This is a genomic window from Natrinema sp. 1APR25-10V2 (assembly GCF_031626495.1).
Lineage (GTDB): Archaea > Halobacteriota > Halobacteria > Halobacteriales > Natrialbaceae > Natrinema.
Window position 1 is genome coordinate 232,904 of sequence record NZ_JAMQOJ010000004.1, and the last position, 16,340, is coordinate 249,243.

General features: G+C 65.5%; 14 protein-coding genes. 9 read left to right on the forward strand and 5 right to left on the reverse strand.

The window, feature by feature from the left end:
• Positions 1–377: 377 nt before the first annotated feature.
• A complete protein-coding gene (locus NDO75_RS14165; protein ID WP_310907129.1) occupies positions 378–4,028 on the reverse strand; it encodes a DNA polymerase II large subunit in 3,651 nt (1,216 codons plus the stop codon).
• A gap of 1 nt (position 4,029) precedes the next feature.
• Positions 4,030–4,449, reverse strand: a complete 420-nt coding sequence (locus NDO75_RS14170) for a DNA-binding protein (protein WP_310907130.1) — start codon at positions 4,447–4,449, stop codon at positions 4,030–4,032.
• 265 nt (positions 4,450–4,714) lie between these two features.
• Here NDO75_RS14170 and NDO75_RS14175 point away from each other — a divergent pair, with 265 nt between their 5' ends.
• From NDO75_RS14175 to NDO75_RS14200, 6 genes are all read left to right on the forward strand, one after another.
• Positions 4,715–6,301: an ABC transporter substrate-binding protein gene (locus tag NDO75_RS14175; RefSeq protein ID WP_310907132.1), complete on the forward strand. Its 1,587-nt coding sequence runs from the start codon at positions 4,715–4,717 to the stop codon at positions 6,299–6,301.
• Between the two features lie 150 nt (positions 6,302–6,451).
• Positions 6,452–7,480 (forward strand): ABC transporter permease, encoded by a 1,029-nt coding sequence (locus tag NDO75_RS14180; protein ID WP_310907133.1) that lies wholly within the window; start codon positions 6,452–6,454, stop codon positions 7,478–7,480.
• 2 nt (positions 7,481–7,482) lie between these two features.
• Positions 7,483–8,523 carry an ABC transporter permease gene (locus NDO75_RS14185; RefSeq protein WP_310907135.1) on the forward strand — a complete coding sequence of 347 codons (1,041 nt, stop codon included), beginning with the start codon at positions 7,483–7,485 and terminating at the stop codon, positions 8,521–8,523.
• Positions 8,524–8,525: 2 nt separating this feature from the next.
• Complete coding sequence (locus tag NDO75_RS14190) at positions 8,526–9,689, forward strand: ABC transporter ATP-binding protein (RefSeq protein WP_310907136.1); 1,164 nt, start codon at positions 8,526–8,528, stop codon at positions 9,687–9,689.
• 10 nt (positions 9,690–9,699) lie between these two features.
• Positions 9,700–11,265 carry an oligopeptide/dipeptide ABC transporter ATP-binding protein gene (locus NDO75_RS14195; protein ID WP_310907533.1) on the forward strand — a complete coding sequence of 522 codons (1,566 nt, stop codon included), beginning with the start codon at positions 9,700–9,702 and terminating at the stop codon, positions 11,263–11,265.
• A gap of 217 nt (positions 11,266–11,482) precedes the next feature.
• Positions 11,483–11,641, forward strand: a complete 159-nt coding sequence (locus NDO75_RS14200; RefSeq protein WP_310907137.1) for a hypothetical protein — start codon at positions 11,483–11,485, stop codon at positions 11,639–11,641.
• A gap of 64 nt (positions 11,642–11,705) precedes the next feature.
• Here the strand turns inward: NDO75_RS14200 and NDO75_RS14205 are convergent, their stop codons facing one another.
• Positions 11,706–12,212, reverse strand: a complete 507-nt coding sequence (locus NDO75_RS14205; protein WP_310907138.1) for a hypothetical protein — start codon at positions 12,210–12,212, stop codon at positions 11,706–11,708.
• A 54-nt stretch (positions 12,213–12,266) separates the two neighbouring features.
• Complete coding sequence (locus tag NDO75_RS14210; RefSeq protein WP_310907139.1) at positions 12,267–12,623, reverse strand: helix-turn-helix domain-containing protein; 357 nt, start codon at positions 12,621–12,623, stop codon at positions 12,267–12,269.
• 76 nt (positions 12,624–12,699) lie between these two features.
• Between NDO75_RS14210 and merB the strand changes: the two genes are divergently transcribed.
• Positions 12,700–13,353 carry an organomercurial lyase gene (gene merB / locus NDO75_RS14215; protein ID WP_310907141.1) on the forward strand — a complete coding sequence of 218 codons (654 nt, stop codon included), beginning with the start codon at positions 12,700–12,702 and terminating at the stop codon, positions 13,351–13,353.
• Between the two features lie 18 nt (positions 13,354–13,371).
• On the opposite strand, the gene NDO75_RS14220 is transcribed toward merB, so the two are convergent.
• Positions 13,372–13,533, reverse strand: coding sequence for a hypothetical protein (locus NDO75_RS14220; protein ID WP_310907143.1), 162 nt, complete (start codon positions 13,531–13,533; stop codon positions 13,372–13,374).
• A 133-nt stretch (positions 13,534–13,666) separates the two neighbouring features.
• On the opposite strand from NDO75_RS14220, the gene NDO75_RS14225 reads away from it, so the two are divergent.
• Both NDO75_RS14225 and glyS read left to right on the forward strand, forming a co-directional pair.
• Entirely contained in the window at positions 13,667–14,575 is a 909-nt protein-coding gene (locus tag NDO75_RS14225; RefSeq protein ID WP_310907144.1) for a CBS domain-containing protein, read from the forward strand.
• Positions 14,568–16,340 (forward strand): glycine--tRNA ligase, encoded by a 1,773-nt coding sequence (gene glyS, locus NDO75_RS14230; protein WP_310907146.1) that lies wholly within the window; start codon positions 14,568–14,570, stop codon positions 16,338–16,340. The genes NDO75_RS14225 and glyS overlap by 8 nt, the downstream gene beginning before the upstream one ends.

The following is a 16,340-nucleotide window of genomic DNA, read 5'->3' on the forward strand; positions in this document are numbered from 1 at the left end:
CGTTTGGCCGGGAGTGCGTCTCGAGCGGATGCGAGAGGCGCACGACCCTACAGAAGAGCAAGCTCTTCTGAGCGGCGAGGGACCAGCGGTCCCTCGAGCAGTCGGCGCTTCGCGCCGACGACCTCGCGGACGCTGCGCGTCCGCTCAACGGGGAAGGGCAGGCCGTCACCCGGTCACTGAGCGCGAGTGAGCGAAAGCGCGGCGCGACGCGCCGCGAAAAGACGAGCGGCGGAAGCCGCGAGTCGAGCGAACGAGCGGGCCGACGACTGATGTGAGCGGACGACCGACGGGAGTGAGAGAACGGAAGGAGGAGTGTTTTCGATCGACCTTTTGCCGAGCGACTGAACGAAGTAAAGGAGCGCAGAGCAAAAGGTCGGCTACATGAAATCCTCGATCCCACTCTGCTTGTTCTTGTCGTTCTCGAAGATGCTCTCGAGCGAGCGCTCGAGCACCTCTAAACGCTGTTTCGTGTAGGGTCGACAGTCGTACTCCTCGGCGACCTGGATCGCGGTCTGCATGTACTTGTTCACGGAGCCCTTGTGGACGGTGAGGTTGACGCGGCCGCCACACTCCCGGCAGTCGCCGGTCAGGGGCATCCGGCGGAACTTCTCGCCGCAGTCGAGACAGCGGGTCTCCTGCCGGGCGAACGCCCGGAGGTTGCCGATGAGGTCCGGCAGGAAGTGGTACTCGATGACCCGTTCGGCCACGTCGGTCTCGTCGACTGCCTCGAGCTTGCGCGAGAGCTCGAGTTGGGCGTCCATCTTGTCCATCATCGAGCCGAGCGTCTTGTACGCCGAGAGGTCAGGCCCCATGGCGATGTCGGTGGTGTCGTGTGTGTGCTCGAAGCCGGTGTACTCGGTGTCGGTACCCAGCGTGTCCTCTGCGATCTCGACGTCGACCTCGCCGGGGTCGGCCTGCTCGCGGGTCGCGAGATAGAAGTCGCGGGGGTACTGCGAGACGACGTCCATGTTGTGGGCCTCGTCGTCGATCTCGGAGGGGTCGATGCGGGAGGACATGACGAGGGGGGCGTCCATCTTGCCCCCGCGCTGATCCGGCAGGAAAGACTTACTGAAGTTGAGAAGTCCGTCGAGAAGGAGCATGACGCAGTCCTCGTCACCGTCGCAATTGCGGCGCTTCGCGGCGTGGAAGTACGGATGCGCGTATCCGACCGCTGCGCTCGTGAAACCAATCACCCTCCCGACAGTTGCCGCTGACGTGTGCGGTGCCATCCCGAAGACGAGTTCGCCGACCAGGTCCTGGCGGTCCTCGAACTCGTGGAACGGCTCGAGGCCGTAGTACTGCTCGAGCAGGTCGTCGATGAAGTCGGCGGTCTTGAGCATGTGTTCCGCCGCGCCGTCGGAGAGGACGATGTCCTGCACTTTGAGCTCGACCAGCTGGTCCTCGTGGGTGAGCGGTTCGCCGTGGATGTCCTCCTCGTAGCCCAGCGCTTGCAGTTGGCCGACGTCGATATCGAGTTCGCTCGCGCGGACGGACGTGACCGGGAGGTCGGTCATGTCGTAACGGACGGTCCCGTCTTTGAACGCCGAGACGTCGTGTTTGGCCCGCAGAATTCCCTTCTCGATCGGTTCGGGGACCTTGTCCGTCGAGGACAGCCCCTTGACGCCTTTCAGGATCTCGAAGGCGTTCTCGCGTTCGCCGACCGACTCGAGGGCTGAGCGGTACTCCTCGTGGATGTCGATCTCGCGGGAGTCGACGCAGGTCGCCTCGCGCTCGCAGCGCGGACACTCGACGCGGCCGGCGTCGTCGGGTTCGACCGCCACGTCGCAGTCGTAACAGCGGTAGTCAGGCGTCGTCCGCGTGTTGCAGTCCGGACAGCGGTTCTTGAACGTCTCCGTCCCGCACGATTCACAGCGTTGGCGACCGATCTGGACGTCGACGACGCCGGGCGTGTCCGACATCGTCTCGGCGTGTTTGGCGGCGTCGGCGACGTTTCGCTGTGCGCCGCCGGCCTCCCCGATCGGGAACAGCGTGTGAACCGGCGGGCTCAGATCGCGGCGCTCCGATTTCTCCGGCCGGCCCATTCGGTTGCCGACGCGGGTCGGCGCGCGCTCCCGAACGCTGAAGGGCGCGACCTCGTTGACCGCCTCGATGGCGTTGTCGCCCTCGGTCTCGTGGCCCCACGTTCGCGCGCGCTCGGAGAGATCGTCCGCGTCCCAGGTGCGCTCGAGTTCGATCGTCGATTCGTCCTCCCGGCCGTCGGGGTCGAGCGCGGCCCCGTCGGCGACCGCCTGCCGGGGTTCACAGCCCAACGTGTGGACGAACGGCCGCCAGTCGTCGACCTCGATCCGGTCGTCGTGCTCGCGCTGTCGGTGTTCGATGACGATCGTCTCGAGGGCGTCGGCGACGGTCTCGTCGTACGCGAGGACGAGCGCGCCGTCGTCGCCGGGTTCGTCGGTGCCGCGTTCGATCCGGCCGTCGGCCACCGCCGCCGCGAGGTCGCAGAAGGCGTCGACCGAGAGGTCGTGCCAGAGGTAGGTGTACTCGGGGTGGAGGGGTGCATCGTACTCGAGTGCCCACTCGAGCGCGTCGTCGGCGTCGGGGAATTCGAGGTCGATGCGGGGGTCGTCCTCGAGCGCCTGCGTGTCAGCGCCGGCGGCCGCGAGGTCCTGAATCCACCACTCGTAGGTGTAGGAGGCGGGCGCGAGGGGGTGGTTGTTCTCGACGAACTCGCCGTAGTTGACCAGATACTCGCCGAGGTCGAGAATCTTCTCGACGCCGTTTCGGATCTCGAGGGCGTCCTCGGGGTCGTCGATCCGGCGGACGTCGCCGTTGGCGAGTTTGATGGTCGGCCCCTCGAGGGAGTCGACGGGGACGACGCCCGCCGCTTTGCCGGGGCGTTCGGTCTTGATTTGGGTGCCCGTCGCGAGGAAGTCGTCGACCAGATGCATCGCGGCGGGGTGGACGCCGGCGGTCGCGAAGCCGTGATTGCGCGCCCGGCCGTAGCGAAGCCGAAAACCACCCTTCGCGCAGGGGTGGGCGAAGACGGGGCGGCCGGCGATCAGGTCCCGGAGGAACTTCTGGGATTTCTCGACGCGAGGCGGGCCGTCGGGCTCGCCGTCGGTTTCGTCGCCGCCGTCGGCTTCCTCCGGGTCGTCGGACGCGTCCTCGCCGTCGTCACTGTCGGCCTCACCGTCTCCGTCGTCGGCACTCTCTTCGCCGCCGGCGTCGTAGTAGGTGCCGTCGATGAGGTCCTGGAGCCACGGCCAGTCGATCTCGTCGAGGTTGCGGGTGTAGCGCTGGATCTTCGGCGCCTTCAGCGCGATCCCCTCGGCGAGGACGAGACACATCCCACCGCGGGCGCTGTTAGTATCGACCCGCTCTAAGTCGCGGAAGCCCGAAACCTCCTCGTCGCCGGTGGCCTCGCCGTCGAGCATGATCGGCATGTGCTTGGCGATGAACTTCGTCTCCTTGTCCTTCGGCGTGTACTGGAGGCCGGTCTCCTTGTCGTACAGCGAGATCTCTTCGGCGTAGCGCTCGACCTCCTCCTGACGGGCGTCGTACTGCTCCATGCCCACGAGCGCCCGCGTGTAGTCGGCCACGAGTACCGAGAGTGCCTGTGCGGTCCCGCCCGCCGAGCGGATCGGACCGGCGTAGTAGACGTTGACGAACTCCGTCCCGTCGTCGTTGGTGAGGATCTCGACTTTGTCGATCCCCTCGATGGGTGCGGCGACGACGCCCTCGGTCAGCAGAGCGACCGCGGTCCGAACCGCGCCTTCGACCTTCCCCGCTTTCGTCTCGTAGTCGCCGACCCGTCCCTCGGCGAAGTCCTCCGCGAGTTCGAGGGCCGCCTCCTCGCGGGACATCTGGCCCTCGAGTTCGCGGACGCGCTCGGCGACGCCGTCGATCCCGAGGATGTTCTCGACGCGGTCGGCCATGTCCTTGGCGACCGGGATCTCGACCTCGGGTTTCGGATCGCCGCCCCGCTCTTTGGCCCGCTCGGCCACGTCGAAGGCTTCGTCGAGCTGGGATTCGAGCCGCTCGAAGTAGCGTTCGTCTTCGGCCCGCATGTCAGAGCCAGAGGTCCAGTTCGGTAGTCTCGTCGTACTCGCGCTCGAGTGGCTCCTCGAAGGCGCGCATGTGGACCTCGCCGGCCCAGACCGTCGCCTCGTTCAGGTGGCCGGCGACCGTCCCGCCGTCGGGCCCCGAGAGGACCGCGTGGGTGTGGGCGAACCGTTCGTCGTCCAACCGCGAGACGTTCCCCGTGCAGCTCGCGACCTCGAGCGGTTCGTCGAACTCGATCGGGTTGTACTCGCAGGCGTCCTGATCGTAAAACCAGAGTTCGGCGTCCTGGACCGCACCGAGGGCGGTAAACCAGGCGGCGTCGGCCTCGACCGCGTCCGCGAGCGACTCGATCTCGGCCCGCCAGTCGGCTCCCGTCTCGAGACTGGCGACGTACTCGCCGGCGGGTTCGACGGCTCGATAGTTCATACGACATACCAGTGTCTGCCGGTAGAAAAAGTTCTGCGTTCGGTCGGTGACGGTCGACCACCGATGACAGTATGCACGATAGTGTTGAGAGATGATCACAAACCGTCTCGGTCGGCAATCTTTGTTCAGTTTCGGTTGATTATCCGATTTATACGCCAATATTGGGGGTATAGGTGACAATACGAAGCTGTTACTCGGGTATTATCGCCGTAAACGATACACATATCAAAAGTTATATAAGGGGGACCATAGCATATGAGACAGTATGTCACGCAACGTGGCAAATATTACCAGGCGGCGGCTGCTCGGTTCGGGAGCGGCTGTCTCCGCGTCAGTTATCGCAGGGTGCATCGGTGGCGACGGTGGGTCCGGAAACGGCGACCGCTTCCACTTCACGCAGGAGCAGTCGCGCGAAGAGAAGTTCGACCCCATCGTATCGAACGACGCCTACAGCTTTCAGGTAATCCAGCTCGTCTTCGACGGGCTCTACGAGTACGGTGAGAACCTCGAGCTACAGCCGAAACTCGCGACCGGCGAACCGACGGTCGAACGCGAGGGGACGCGATACATCTTCGAACTCGAGGAGGGCGCCACGTTCCACAACGGCGACGAGGTGACCGCGGAAGACGTCGCTCACTCGTTTACCGCGCCGGTCGAGGAAGAGACGGAGAACGCCTCGGAGTTCAACATGATCGAGAGCACCGAGGTCATCGACGACTACCAGCTGCAGGTCGACCTCGGGGACCAGCCGTACGGTCCGTTCGAACTCGCGACGATGGGCGTTACGGTGGTATCCAAGAGCGCCCGGACCGAGGACCGCGACGCGTACAACAAGAATCCGGTCGGCTCCGGTCCGTTCACGTTCGCCGAACTGCAGGAGAACGAGTACGTCGACCTGGAGCGCAACGACGACTACTGGGACGACCTCGAGCCCAACATCCCCAGCGTCCGCTTCGTCGCCCACGACGACAACGCGGGCCGGGTCTCGGACATCCGAGCGGGGAACACCGACGCCATCGCGGGGGTTCCGAACGACGACTGGAGCGTGCTCAAGAACGAGGAGGGTGTCCAACTCCACTCGTCCGAGAGCCCGACGTTCATGTACATGGCCTTCAACTGTAACGAGGGGCCGACGACCAACCCACAGGTACGGAAGGCCATCGCCCACTCGTTCTCGATGTCGGACTTCATCGAGTCCAACGCGGGGAACGTGACCTCCCCGATGTACAGTCCGATTCCGCCGGTCGTCAACGAGGTCTGGGAGTTCCCGGAGGACGAGTACAAGGAGATGCTCCCGTCGTACGATCCCGATCAGGCCCAGTCGCTGCTCGACGAGCACGCGCCCGACGACTTCACGCCGACGATCATCACCCCGGAGGGGATCCGCGCGCAACTCGCTGAGCGGATCGCCACCCGATTGGACGAGATCGGCTACGGGGCCGACGTACAGGTGCTCGACTTCGGGACGCTCGTCGAGAAGTACACCACCGGGAAGGCGAGCGACTACCAAATGTACCTGCTGGGATGGACCGGCGGCCCTGACCCCGATTACTACCTCTACCCGCTCTTCCACGAGAGCGTGGCCGGGACGACCCAGGGCCACTACTACGGCGGGAGCGACGGCTTCCACCAGAACATCGCCGACGCCCGCAACTCGGCCGATCAAGAGGCGCGGTACGACCTCTACGAGCCCGTCATCCGAGAGATCGTCGACCAGTTACCCGTGTTGCCCGCGTTCACCCAGGACAACACGATGGCCTCGCGCAACTACGTCTCCGGCCTCAAGGCCCACCCGGAGGTGACGAGAAACCCGACCCTCGTCGCGGAGTACACGAACGTGTCGATGGAGTGAGGCGGAGCCGCTCGAGCGACCGCGACCGACCGACCGCTCATGCTCCCCGCGCGCGGTCGGCGGGATCGATCGAACGGATCCCCGCCGACTCGCCCGCGGCGGCGTGAATCGAGACGAACGCGACGAGATACCAGACCGATTCGCGGATCAATGAAACTGCTCAAATACGCTATATACAGACTCTTGCAGGCGATTCCGGTCCTGATCGGGATCTCCGTGATCACGTTCCTGCTCGCGAACCTGGGACCGGGCGATCCGGTCAGTCTAATGCTTCAGGGGCAGGAACACAGCGAGGAACTGGTCAGAGCGATCGAACAGAAGTACGGGCTGGATAAACCGCTACACGAACGCTACCTGACGTACATGGCCGGCCTGCTCCGGGGCGATCTCGGGCAGAGCATCTACTACCAGCGGCCGGTGGCGAGTCTGATGCTGGATCGGCTCGGACCGACGCTCCTGCTGGTCCTGTCGGCGTACGCGTTCGCCCTCGTGACGGCGATTCCCCTCGGCATCGTCGCCGCCGACCGGCGCAACGAGCCGACGGATCACGCCTCGCGCATCGCCGCGCTCGTCGGCGTCAGCACCCCCTCGTTCTGGATCGGGATCGTCCTGATCCTGATCTTCGCCGTGTGGGCGCCGTGGCCGCTGCGGACGATACCGGGCCTTCCGCTCCCCTCGAGCGGACTGGTCTACCCGTGGCGTCCGCCGAGCGCCTACCGGGGGATCGACGGCCACCTCGAGCTGTACTACCAGACGCTGCGACACCTCTTGCTGCCGATGATCGCGCTGGGGACGCTACAGATGGCGACGATCATGCGCGTCGAGCGCACGCAAATGATCGAGTCGCTGCAGGGCGAGTACGTCAAGCTGGCGCGGGCCTACGGCGTGCCCGAGCGGAAGATCCTGCGGAAGCACGCCTTCCAGGTGGCCCAGCTGCCGATCATCACCATCGTCGGCCTCAACCTGTCGACGGCGCTGGGCGGGGCGGTCCTGGTCGAGACGGTGTTCAACATCAACGGAATGGGACAGTTGTTCATCGGGGCGATCCAGCAGAACGACTACCAGCTCGTGATGGGCGTCACGATGATGCTCGGCGTCCTGTTCGTGGTCGGCGTCATCATCACCGACATCTCGTACGCGTACGTCGACCCGCGAGTCACCTACGGAGAGCAAGAATAACGATGGCAATCGGCGACTCACACTACGACGGCGATCGAGACTCGACGGCCGGAGAGGCGGCCGGAGACGAAGTCGAGGCGCGCGTCGGCTGGCAGCACACCTTGGCGCAGATCAAACGCGACACGACGGCTCGATGGGGGCTGTACATCGTCGCGACCGTCCTGTTCGTCGCGGTCTACGCGTTCGTGGACAGCAATCTCTCGACGCTCACGCTCGGGCTGCTGTCGGACTTCACGTTCGCGAAGCTTATCCCGATCTTCGACCATCCAACGCGCATTCCGCCGCCGGGCGTGGGAACGCAGCACATGCCGCCGTACTTCCCGCTGGCCGAGCAGTCGTGGAACCCGCTGCCGGCCGGTGGGACGCTCGACCACCCGCTCGGGACTGACCACACCGGCCGCGATTACTTCACCAGAATCGTCTACGGGACGCAGGTATCGGTGTTCGTCGGGCTGATCTCGACGTTCATCGGGCTCTCCGGCGGGACGATCGTCGGGGCCGTCGCCGGCTACTACGGTGGCCGGGTCGACGATACCCTGATGCGACTCGTCGAGACGATCTACGCGATCCCGCCGCTGATCCTCATCATCGTCTTCACCGTCTTCGTCGGCGGGGCGAACATCTGGTACGCGGTGCTCGGCGTCGGAATCGCGTTCGTACCGGTCTTCGCTCGCATCATCCGCAGTCGGGTGCTGAGCATCCGCGAGATGGACTACATCGAAGCGGCGCGGGCGGCCGGCGTGAAGGATCGGCACATCATCATGCGCCACGTCGTCCCGAACAGCTTCGCACCGGTGCTGGTGTACGCGACGCTCCAGATCGGCGTCACGATCCTCATCGTGGCTGGGCTCTCCTTCCTCGGCTACGGCGCACAGCCGCCGACCCCGGACTGGGGCCAGATGCTCCAGATCGCACACGGCTACATGCACTCGAACATCTGGCTCTCGATCTGGCCGGGGCTGGCGATCATGATCACTATCATGGGCTTCAACCTGTTCGGCGACGGGCTGCAGGACGCCCTCGATCCGCGGATCGATGACTAACAATGAGTTCTGAACCACTACTTCGCGTCGAGAACCTCAAAACGCAGTTCGATACGGAAGCCGGAACAGTACGCGCCGTCGACGGCATCTCCTTCGAGGTCCGCGAGGGCGAAATCGTCGGCCTCGTCGGCGAGAGCGGCGCCGGCAAGAGCGTCGCTTCGATGAGCTTGCTCCGACTCGTCGAGAACCCCGGCGAGATCGTCGCCGGCGAGATCACGTACAAGGGCGAGACGATCGTCGGCGTCGAGGAGGGGCCGGACGGCGAGCGTCGAGAGCGCGACGACATGCTCTCGAGCGAGGAGATCCGGACCCGAATCAGGGGCAACGAGATCGCGGTGATCTTCCAGGATCCGATGGAGTCGCTCAACCCCGTCTTCACGGTCGGGGGCCAGCTCCGGGAGTTCATCGAACTGAACCGCGGACTGCCGGAAGACGAAGCGAAAGCGGAAGCGATCGATATGCTCCGCGAGGTCGGCATCCCCGACCCCGAGCAGCGCTACGAGGAGTATCCCCACCAGTTCTCCGGGGGGATGCGCCAGCGCGTGCTCATCGCGATGGCGCTGGCCTGCGAGCCGAGCCTGATCATCGCCGACGAGCCGACGACGGCCCTGGACGTGACCGTCGAAGGACAGATCCTCGACCTCGTCGACGACCTCCAGGAGAAGTACGGAACGAGCTTCCTCTGGGTCACCCACGATCTGGGCGTCGTCGCCGAGATCTGCGACCGCGTGAACGTCATGTACCTCGGCGAAATCGTCGAGCAAGCGCCCGTCGAAGAACTGTTCTACGACACCCAACACCCGTACACCAACGCGCTCCTGAACTCGATTCCGCGGCCCGACCGGACCGTCGAGGATCTCGAGGCGATCGAGGGGGTGATGCCCGAGGCGATCGATCCGCCGTCGGGCTGTCGGTTCCACCCGCGCTGTCCCGACGCACGCGAGGTGTGCACGCGAGTCCACCCCGAGACGCGGGTCGTCGCGGACGCCGACGGCCAGCCCCACCGCGCGGCCTGCGTCAAACACGACGCGTTCGACGTCGACTACGACGGGAGTCCGTCGCTCGAGGGTTCGGCGGCCGGCGAAAACCAACGGAGCGTCGAGGCGGAATCGGAACTCGCTGCCAATCCAGTCGCCGACGACGGCGGAGGTGAGGGCAGTGAGTAGCGGGATCCGAATGGACGAGGAACGGAGCTACGACCGAGAGGGGCCGCTGCTGGAACTCGAGGGCGTCTCCAAGTACTTCGCCCAGGAGTCGGGACTGCTCGGGGGCCTCCAGATCGACCCCGGTCAGTTCCCGCCGATCAGCGTCGATCGCGGGCAGGTCGAAGCGGTCGAGGACGTCTCCCTCGAGATCCGGCCCGGCGAGACGCTGGGGCTCGTCGGCGAGTCGGGCTGTGGCAAGAGCACGCTCGGTCGGACGATCCTCCGCCTGCTCGAGCCCACGGAGGGGGACATCTACTTCAAGGGAGAGAACCTGGCCGACCTCGGCGGCGAGGAGCTGCGGCAGACGCGCTCCGATATGCAGATGATCTTCCAGGACCCGCAGTCCTCGCTCGATCCGCGGATGAAGGTCGGACAGATCATCGAAGAACCGATGCGGGCCCACGACATGCCCGCCGCGAATCCGAACGTGACGACGACGGCGACGGTCGACGCCGAGGGGATCACCGCCCCGATCGAGGCAACGGTCGCGGACGACGCGGATATCGCGGTCGACGCGGACGACGACGGCGTCGTTCGCGTCCCGGTGTCGGTCTACCGCGACGGCGACGGCGTCGAAGCGATCGCCCCGAAACACCTCGCGGCGACCGCCACCGAGACCGACGACGGCACCGTCGCGGTCGACGTCGTCGTCTCGGCGTCCAAAGACGAACTCCGGCGCGAGCGGGCGAAGACCCTCCTCGAGAAGGTGGGCCTCGACCCGCGCCACTACAACCGGTATCCCCACGCCTTCTCGGGCGGGCAGCGCCAGCGAATCAACCTCGCGCGGGCGCTGTCGGTCGACCCCGACTTCGTCGTCTGCGACGAGCCCGTCTCCGCGCTGGACGTCTCGATTCAGGCGCAGGTGCTGAACACGATGGAGGAACTCCAGGCGGAGTTCGGCCTCACCTACCTCTTCATCGCCCACGACCTCTCGGTTATCCGTCACATCTCCGATCGGGTGGCGGTGATGTATCTGGGCCACATCGTCGAACTGGCGGAGAAGGAAGCGCTGTTCGAGAACCCGCAACACCCCTATACGCGGGCCTTGCTCGAGTCGATTCCCGTTCCCGACCCGCGAGAGCGGGGGACCAGAGGCGTGCTCGAGGGCGAGGTGCCGAGCCCGGCCGATCCGCCCTCGGGGTGTCGGTTCCGGACGCGGTGTCCACGCCTGATCGCACCCGACGGGTACGACTGGGCCGACGGCGAGTGGGAGCGGACGCGGGCGTTCATGCGCGCGGTCAAGCGGCGGGCGTTCGAACCGATGTCGGCCGCGGAGACCGAAGCCGAGTTCTTCGACGGCGACCCGCCGCAGGGGGAAGTTGGATCGATCGTCGCCGAGGCAATCGACCTCGTCGCGACCGACCGGGAGACCGACGACCGCGAGGAAGACGAAACGGTCCAGTGGGAGGCGGCGGCCGACCTACTGCTCGAGTCCTTTGCAGAGCGAAGCATCTGCGCGCGCGAGCGGCCGGCCTACGACCTCGAGTCGGCGGACGGAACGAGCGAGCGGTTCGCGGCGTGTCACTTGCACCGGTGAGCGAACGGAGCGGTATCGCTGCCGTATCCGATTTTTATCATTTGTGGATCGGTCTCGAGACTCGAAAATCGGCGGTGAGGGAACGCCCGAAACACGACGGTATGCGACCTGATACCGTCGTCCGTTCGACGACGAGCGAATCGCTCGCCGACGTCGAACCTACACGATCGTTCCTCTCAAAAACACTTATACAACCGCCGTGCTTCTTTACTCTTGTATGAGTAAACTACTCGCAACCGTCACGGCAGGCACGCAGCGAATCGCAAAGACCCGACGAACGATCGCCCACTCCCCCGCTTTCGGCGACGACCGGCCGACCAACGAGGACGGGCGACCCGCGACGCGCATTCCACCGGGCGGCTTCCTCACCGGGTGAGGACTCGAGTCGATGACAGACCCTCGCGGCTGCGGTCCCCGCTTTTCACTCGATCCAGTTCCACTCAGTCGAACACCGACGACGGCCCCTTGAGATATATGTCCTGTTCGGTCACCCGCTGGTAAACGTCGTAGAGCGTCTCCACCGCCGCCTCGTCCGGTTCGAATCGGATGTGGGGTGCGGCGTGGTAGCCACGACAACTGATCAGGAAAAAGTACAGCGTCCGATGGTGGTCGGGCGTCGCGTCGACGACGCCCAGCGAACGCCCGCCGAGATCGTCCGAGAAGTCGTTGAGCATCGCCGCGATGTCGTCGTGAAGTTGTTCGTCCGGCCGATATCGAGGGAGCCCGAACGTCCGCCGCATGTACGCCGTCGCCGTCTCGAGGAACGGATTCGAATCCAGTCCCGTCGGATCGACGGCCCGAAACGTCTCGTAGAGATCGAGGATCGACGAGAGTTCCCCGCGCGTGACCGCGACGGGCATCACGGGGTCGCCTTTCGGCAGCGAATAGTCGGGAAACGCGTGCGAACCGGGGTCGGGCAGCCGGGCGAACACCTGCTCGAGTGACATGTGATAGCTTATGCCACGAGATCCCAAACTGTTACCGGTGGCGTCGGCTCGCGGCTACGCCTCCCGGTCCGCGGCCCACTCGAGCAGCGGCTGGAGTCTCCGGCAGAGTTCGTCGCCGTCGTCGGTGAGGTCGTACTCGACGCGCGGCGGGATCTCCGCGTACCGCTCCCGGTCGAGGTAGCCGGCGTCGACGAGGTCGTCGAGCCGGCTCGAGAGCGTCGAACTGCTCACGTCGTCGAAAGCGTCCTCGATCTCGCCGTAGCGCGCGGGACCGATCGCACCGACGACGCAGATCAGTTGCATCGCGTACCGGCGACTGAGCAGTTCCATCAGTCCGTCGAGTCGGCAGTAGCAGTCGATCTTACAGGGCGAATCGGTCGGCTCGAGTCGGTCCTCCGCGGGCTCTGGCATGGCTTTCGATCACCGAAGGTACTCCGTTACTTCTGACTCGACAGTACAAGTACTTCGCGAATCGAAGTGAAGGTGTATGAGCGAGCAAACCTGCGATTGCTGTGGCACAGTCGAAGACCGACCTGCGGACGTGGCGGGCGAAGTGGAGCCGTCGACCGATCGCTGGCTCGGTGACGCAGCCGCGATGGAAACACCCCTCCCTGACGACGTTCGGACGGCGATGGAGGGGTTCTTCGGCGACGCGTCGATCGAGACGCTCGAGGACTGGGTCGCCGAGCTTCGGGAGCGAACTGGCGGCGGCTCGATCGACGCCGAAGACCTCTGTCACGCCGACGGAGAGACGGCCCACTGGGGCGAACTGGACGGAACTCGGCACCACTTCCGATGTTTCTACGACGCCGTGGTGCTGGCCGAACTGGCGTCGGAGCCGATCGAGATCCACACTGAGAGTCCGAGCGGGGACGTCATCGAGGCGCGAGCGACGGGGGACGGCGAACTGACCGCGACGCCGTCGACGGCGGCCGTCTCGTTCGGGGTCGTGACCGACGACGCGGCACTGCCAGCGGCTGAGGCGACGCTCGAGGACGCCTACGGCGCGATCTGTCCAGCGGTCCGGGCGTTTCCGACGCGGGACGCTCACGAAGGATGGGCAGCAGAAGCGAACGCGGCGACCGTCGGTATGCCGTTATCGATCGCGACGGGGGTCGCGATCGGACTCGTCGGCGAATAATCCCGTTCCCTCCCCCAGTTATCGCCAGGCCGGAAGCGTGGGCGCGTCGTCCGCCTGCATGGAAAGCCAGGCACCGTCGGCGGAGATATCTGCGATGACGTACTCGTCGCTTGCGGCCGTCGAATCGATCGAACCGACGATCGTGTCGTCGGACGTCATGGCTTGGGGGTTCGTCGCCATGTGAGAGAGTCACATTCACACACATATAAACTCATCGAATCGGAGTGTCCGTTCACGATACCCATCGGCGATCGGAGGAATGCCGGCCAGTGAAACACTGGGTTTATACTCATTTTCGCCGTACCGACGGGATATGAACGTAGCCGATGCGATGACGCCCCGCGAGGACGTGGTAACCGCCGACCTGCCGGGTACTCGCTCGGACGTCCTCGAGTATCTCCAAGAACAGTCGTTCTCGTCCGTTCCAGTCGTCAAACCGAGCGACGACGGCCCGGAGTACCGGGGACTGATCTCGCGAGAGACGCTCATCGAACAGCCCGACGAGGACCAGCTCGTCATGCTAATGGAGGAAGACGTGCCGGCGACGACCTCCGGGACCGCCCTCGAGGAGGTCGCGCGGACGATGGTCGAGCACGGCGCGCGGCGCGTGCCGGTCGTCGATAGCGCGGAACGAAGTTCCGCTGACCGTTCGGGCGGCTCGGAGCCGCCCGAAGACGGCGAGTTCGAGGGGATCGTCACGGTGACGGACGTGATCCACGCGATCGCAACGGGCGATCAGGAGACCGACAGCACCGTCGAGTCCGTCGCCAGCGAGGACGTGAACACGTCCTACGAGGGGGCGCCCCTGCCGGTCGCCGAGCGGGAACTCTCGTACGCGAACGTCCCCTACACCATCGCGCTGGACGACGACGGGGAGATGAGCGGCGTCCTCACCGAGGTCGATATCCTCGAGGTCGCCCGGATCGTCGAGGGCGAGGAAGCGACCGGCGACAACTTCGGAGATCAGGACGACGAGTGGTCCTGGGAAGGAATCAAGGCCGTTGGGAGCCGCTATCTCCCGACGCGGGACATCGAGATTCCGGCGGGCCCGATCCGGGAGTTCATGAGCGACGACGTGGTGACGGTTTCGACGGATACGTCGGTCCAGGAGGCCGCCCAGCAGATGATCAGCAACGACATCGAACAGATCCCGCTGGTCACGGGCGAGCAGCTGGTCGGCATCGTCCGCGACGTCGATCTGCTGGAGGTACTCTATGAGTGAGCACGTGCACGCGGCGGAACCGACGAGCGAGAAACTGGTCGAACTGGCCAAGCGGCGGGGGTACTTCTTCCAGTCCTCGGGGGCGTACGGCGGCGTCGGCGGCTTCTACACCTTCGGCCCGCAGGGCGCGGCGCTGAAGGGCAACGTCGAGGACGCCTGGCGCGATCGCTTCGCGGTCGCGGAGGGCAACATGGAGATCGACGCGCCGACGATCATGCCCGAGCCCGTCTTCGAGGCCTCGGGTCACCTCGAGGGGTTCGACGATATGCTCGTCGAGTGTCCCGAGTGCGGCGAGAGCCACCGCGCGGACCACGTCGTCGAGGACGAGACGGAGTACGAGGACGCCGAGAGCCTCCCCATTCCGGAGGTCGAGGACGTCATCGCGGAGTACGAACTCGTCTGTCCGAACTGCGGCGCGGGGCTGGCGGGCCAGGCCGTCGAAGCCTTCAACCTCATGTTCGCGACGAACATCGGCCCCGGCGACTCCCAGCCGGGCTACCTCCGGCCCGAGACCGCCCAGGGCATCTTCGTCGAGTTCCCCCGGCTCAAGGAGTACGCGCGCAACCAGCTCCCCTTCGGCGTCACCCAGATCGGCCGCGCGTATCGGAACGAGATCAGCCCTCGGCGCTCGATCATTCGAACGCGTGAGTTCACGCAGGCCGAACTCGAGTACTTCGTCGACCCCGAGGCCGACGAGCCGGACCTCTCGGGCGTCGAGGACGTCGAGGTGACGCTGTATCCGGCCAGCGAGCAGAACAAAGAGAACGGCTCGGAGATCGAGACGACCATCGGCGAAGCCGTCGAGGACGGGATCATCACCGACCAGTGGGTCGCGTACTTCCTCGGCGTCGCGAAGCCGTGGTACGACGCGGTCGGCGTCGACATGGACCGGTTCCGCTACCGCCAGCACCTCTCGGGCGAGCGGGCCCACTACGCCAGCGACTGCTGGGACGCCGAGAGCGAGATCGACGGCAACTGGATCGAGATGGCCGGCTTCGCCCACCGGGGGAACTACGACCTCTCGAAACACGCCGAGCACTCCGGCGACCGCTTCACGATCTTCCGGCAGTACGACGAGCCGAAGACCGTCGAGCGCGCGACCGTCGACCCCGACATGAGTTATCTCGGTCCCGAGTTCGGCGGCGACGCGCAGGCCGTCGTCGGGAAGCTCGAGGATCTGGCTGCGCGCGACCGCACCGCGTTCGACGGCGAGACGGTCGAGATCGACCTCGAGGGCGAAACGCACGAGATCCCCGTCGAGAAGACCGGGTTCGCCGTCGAGGAGCAGACTGAAGCCGGCGAGCACGTCACGCCCCACGTCGTCGAACCGTCTTTCGGGGTGGACCGACTGGTCTACACCGTCCTCCACCACGCCTACCGCGAGGACGAGGTCGACGGCGAAGAACGCACCTACCTCGAGCTCGAGCCGGAAGTCGCGCCGACCTTCGTCGGCGTCTTCCCGCTCCAGAACGACGACGAGCTGGTCGACCAGGCGCAAGACATCGTCGACGACCTCCGAGAGGCGGGACTGTCGGTCACCTACGACGATTCGGGTAACATCGGCCGGCGCTACCGCCGTCAGGACGAGGTCGGCACGCCGTTCTGCGTGACCGTCGATTACGAGAGCATCGAGCAGGACGACGGCGGCGTCACGGTCCGCGAGCGCGATTCGACCGCCCAGAAGCGGCTGCCGATCGACGAACTCCCCGAGACGCTGTCGGCGATCCGGGCCGGCGACCTCGAGTTCGACGAACTCGAGGAGTGA

Coding starts and splice junctions, on each gene's coding strand:
- NDO75_RS14170 (WP_310907130.1), bottom strand. CDS start 4,449: ATGAACTATCGAGCCGTCGAACCCGCCGGCGAGTACGTCGCCAGTCTC.
- NDO75_RS14165 (WP_310907129.1), bottom strand. CDS start 4,028: ATGCGGGCCGAAGACGAACGCTACTTCGAGCGGCTCGAATCCCAGCTC.
- NDO75_RS14225 (WP_310907144.1), top strand. CDS start 13,667: ATGAACGTAGCCGATGCGATGACGCCCCGCGAGGACGTGGTAACCGCC.
- merB (WP_310907141.1), top strand. CDS start 12,700: ATGAGCGAGCAAACCTGCGATTGCTGTGGCACAGTCGAAGACCGACCT.
- NDO75_RS14190 (WP_310907136.1), top strand. CDS start 8,526: ATGAGTTCTGAACCACTACTTCGCGTCGAGAACCTCAAAACGCAGTTC.
- NDO75_RS14180 (WP_310907133.1), top strand. CDS start 6,452: ATGAAACTGCTCAAATACGCTATATACAGACTCTTGCAGGCGATTCCG.
- glyS (WP_310907146.1), top strand. CDS start 14,568: ATGAGTGAGCACGTGCACGCGGCGGAACCGACGAGCGAGAAACTGGTC.
- NDO75_RS14205 (WP_310907138.1), bottom strand. CDS start 12,212: ATGTCACTCGAGCAGGTGTTCGCCCGGCTGCCCGACCCCGGTTCGCAC.
- NDO75_RS14175 (WP_310907132.1), top strand. CDS start 4,715: ATGTCACGCAACGTGGCAAATATTACCAGGCGGCGGCTGCTCGGTTCG.
- NDO75_RS14200 (WP_310907137.1), top strand. CDS start 11,483: ATGAGTAAACTACTCGCAACCGTCACGGCAGGCACGCAGCGAATCGCA.
- NDO75_RS14210 (WP_310907139.1), bottom strand. CDS start 12,623: ATGCCAGAGCCCGCGGAGGACCGACTCGAGCCGACCGATTCGCCCTGT.
- NDO75_RS14185 (WP_310907135.1), top strand. CDS start 7,483: ATGGCAATCGGCGACTCACACTACGACGGCGATCGAGACTCGACGGCC.
- NDO75_RS14220 (WP_310907143.1), bottom strand. CDS start 13,533: ATGGCGACGAACCCCCAAGCCATGACGTCCGACGACACGATCGTCGGT.
- NDO75_RS14195 (WP_310907533.1), top strand. CDS start 9,700: ATGGACGAGGAACGGAGCTACGACCGAGAGGGGCCGCTGCTGGAACTC.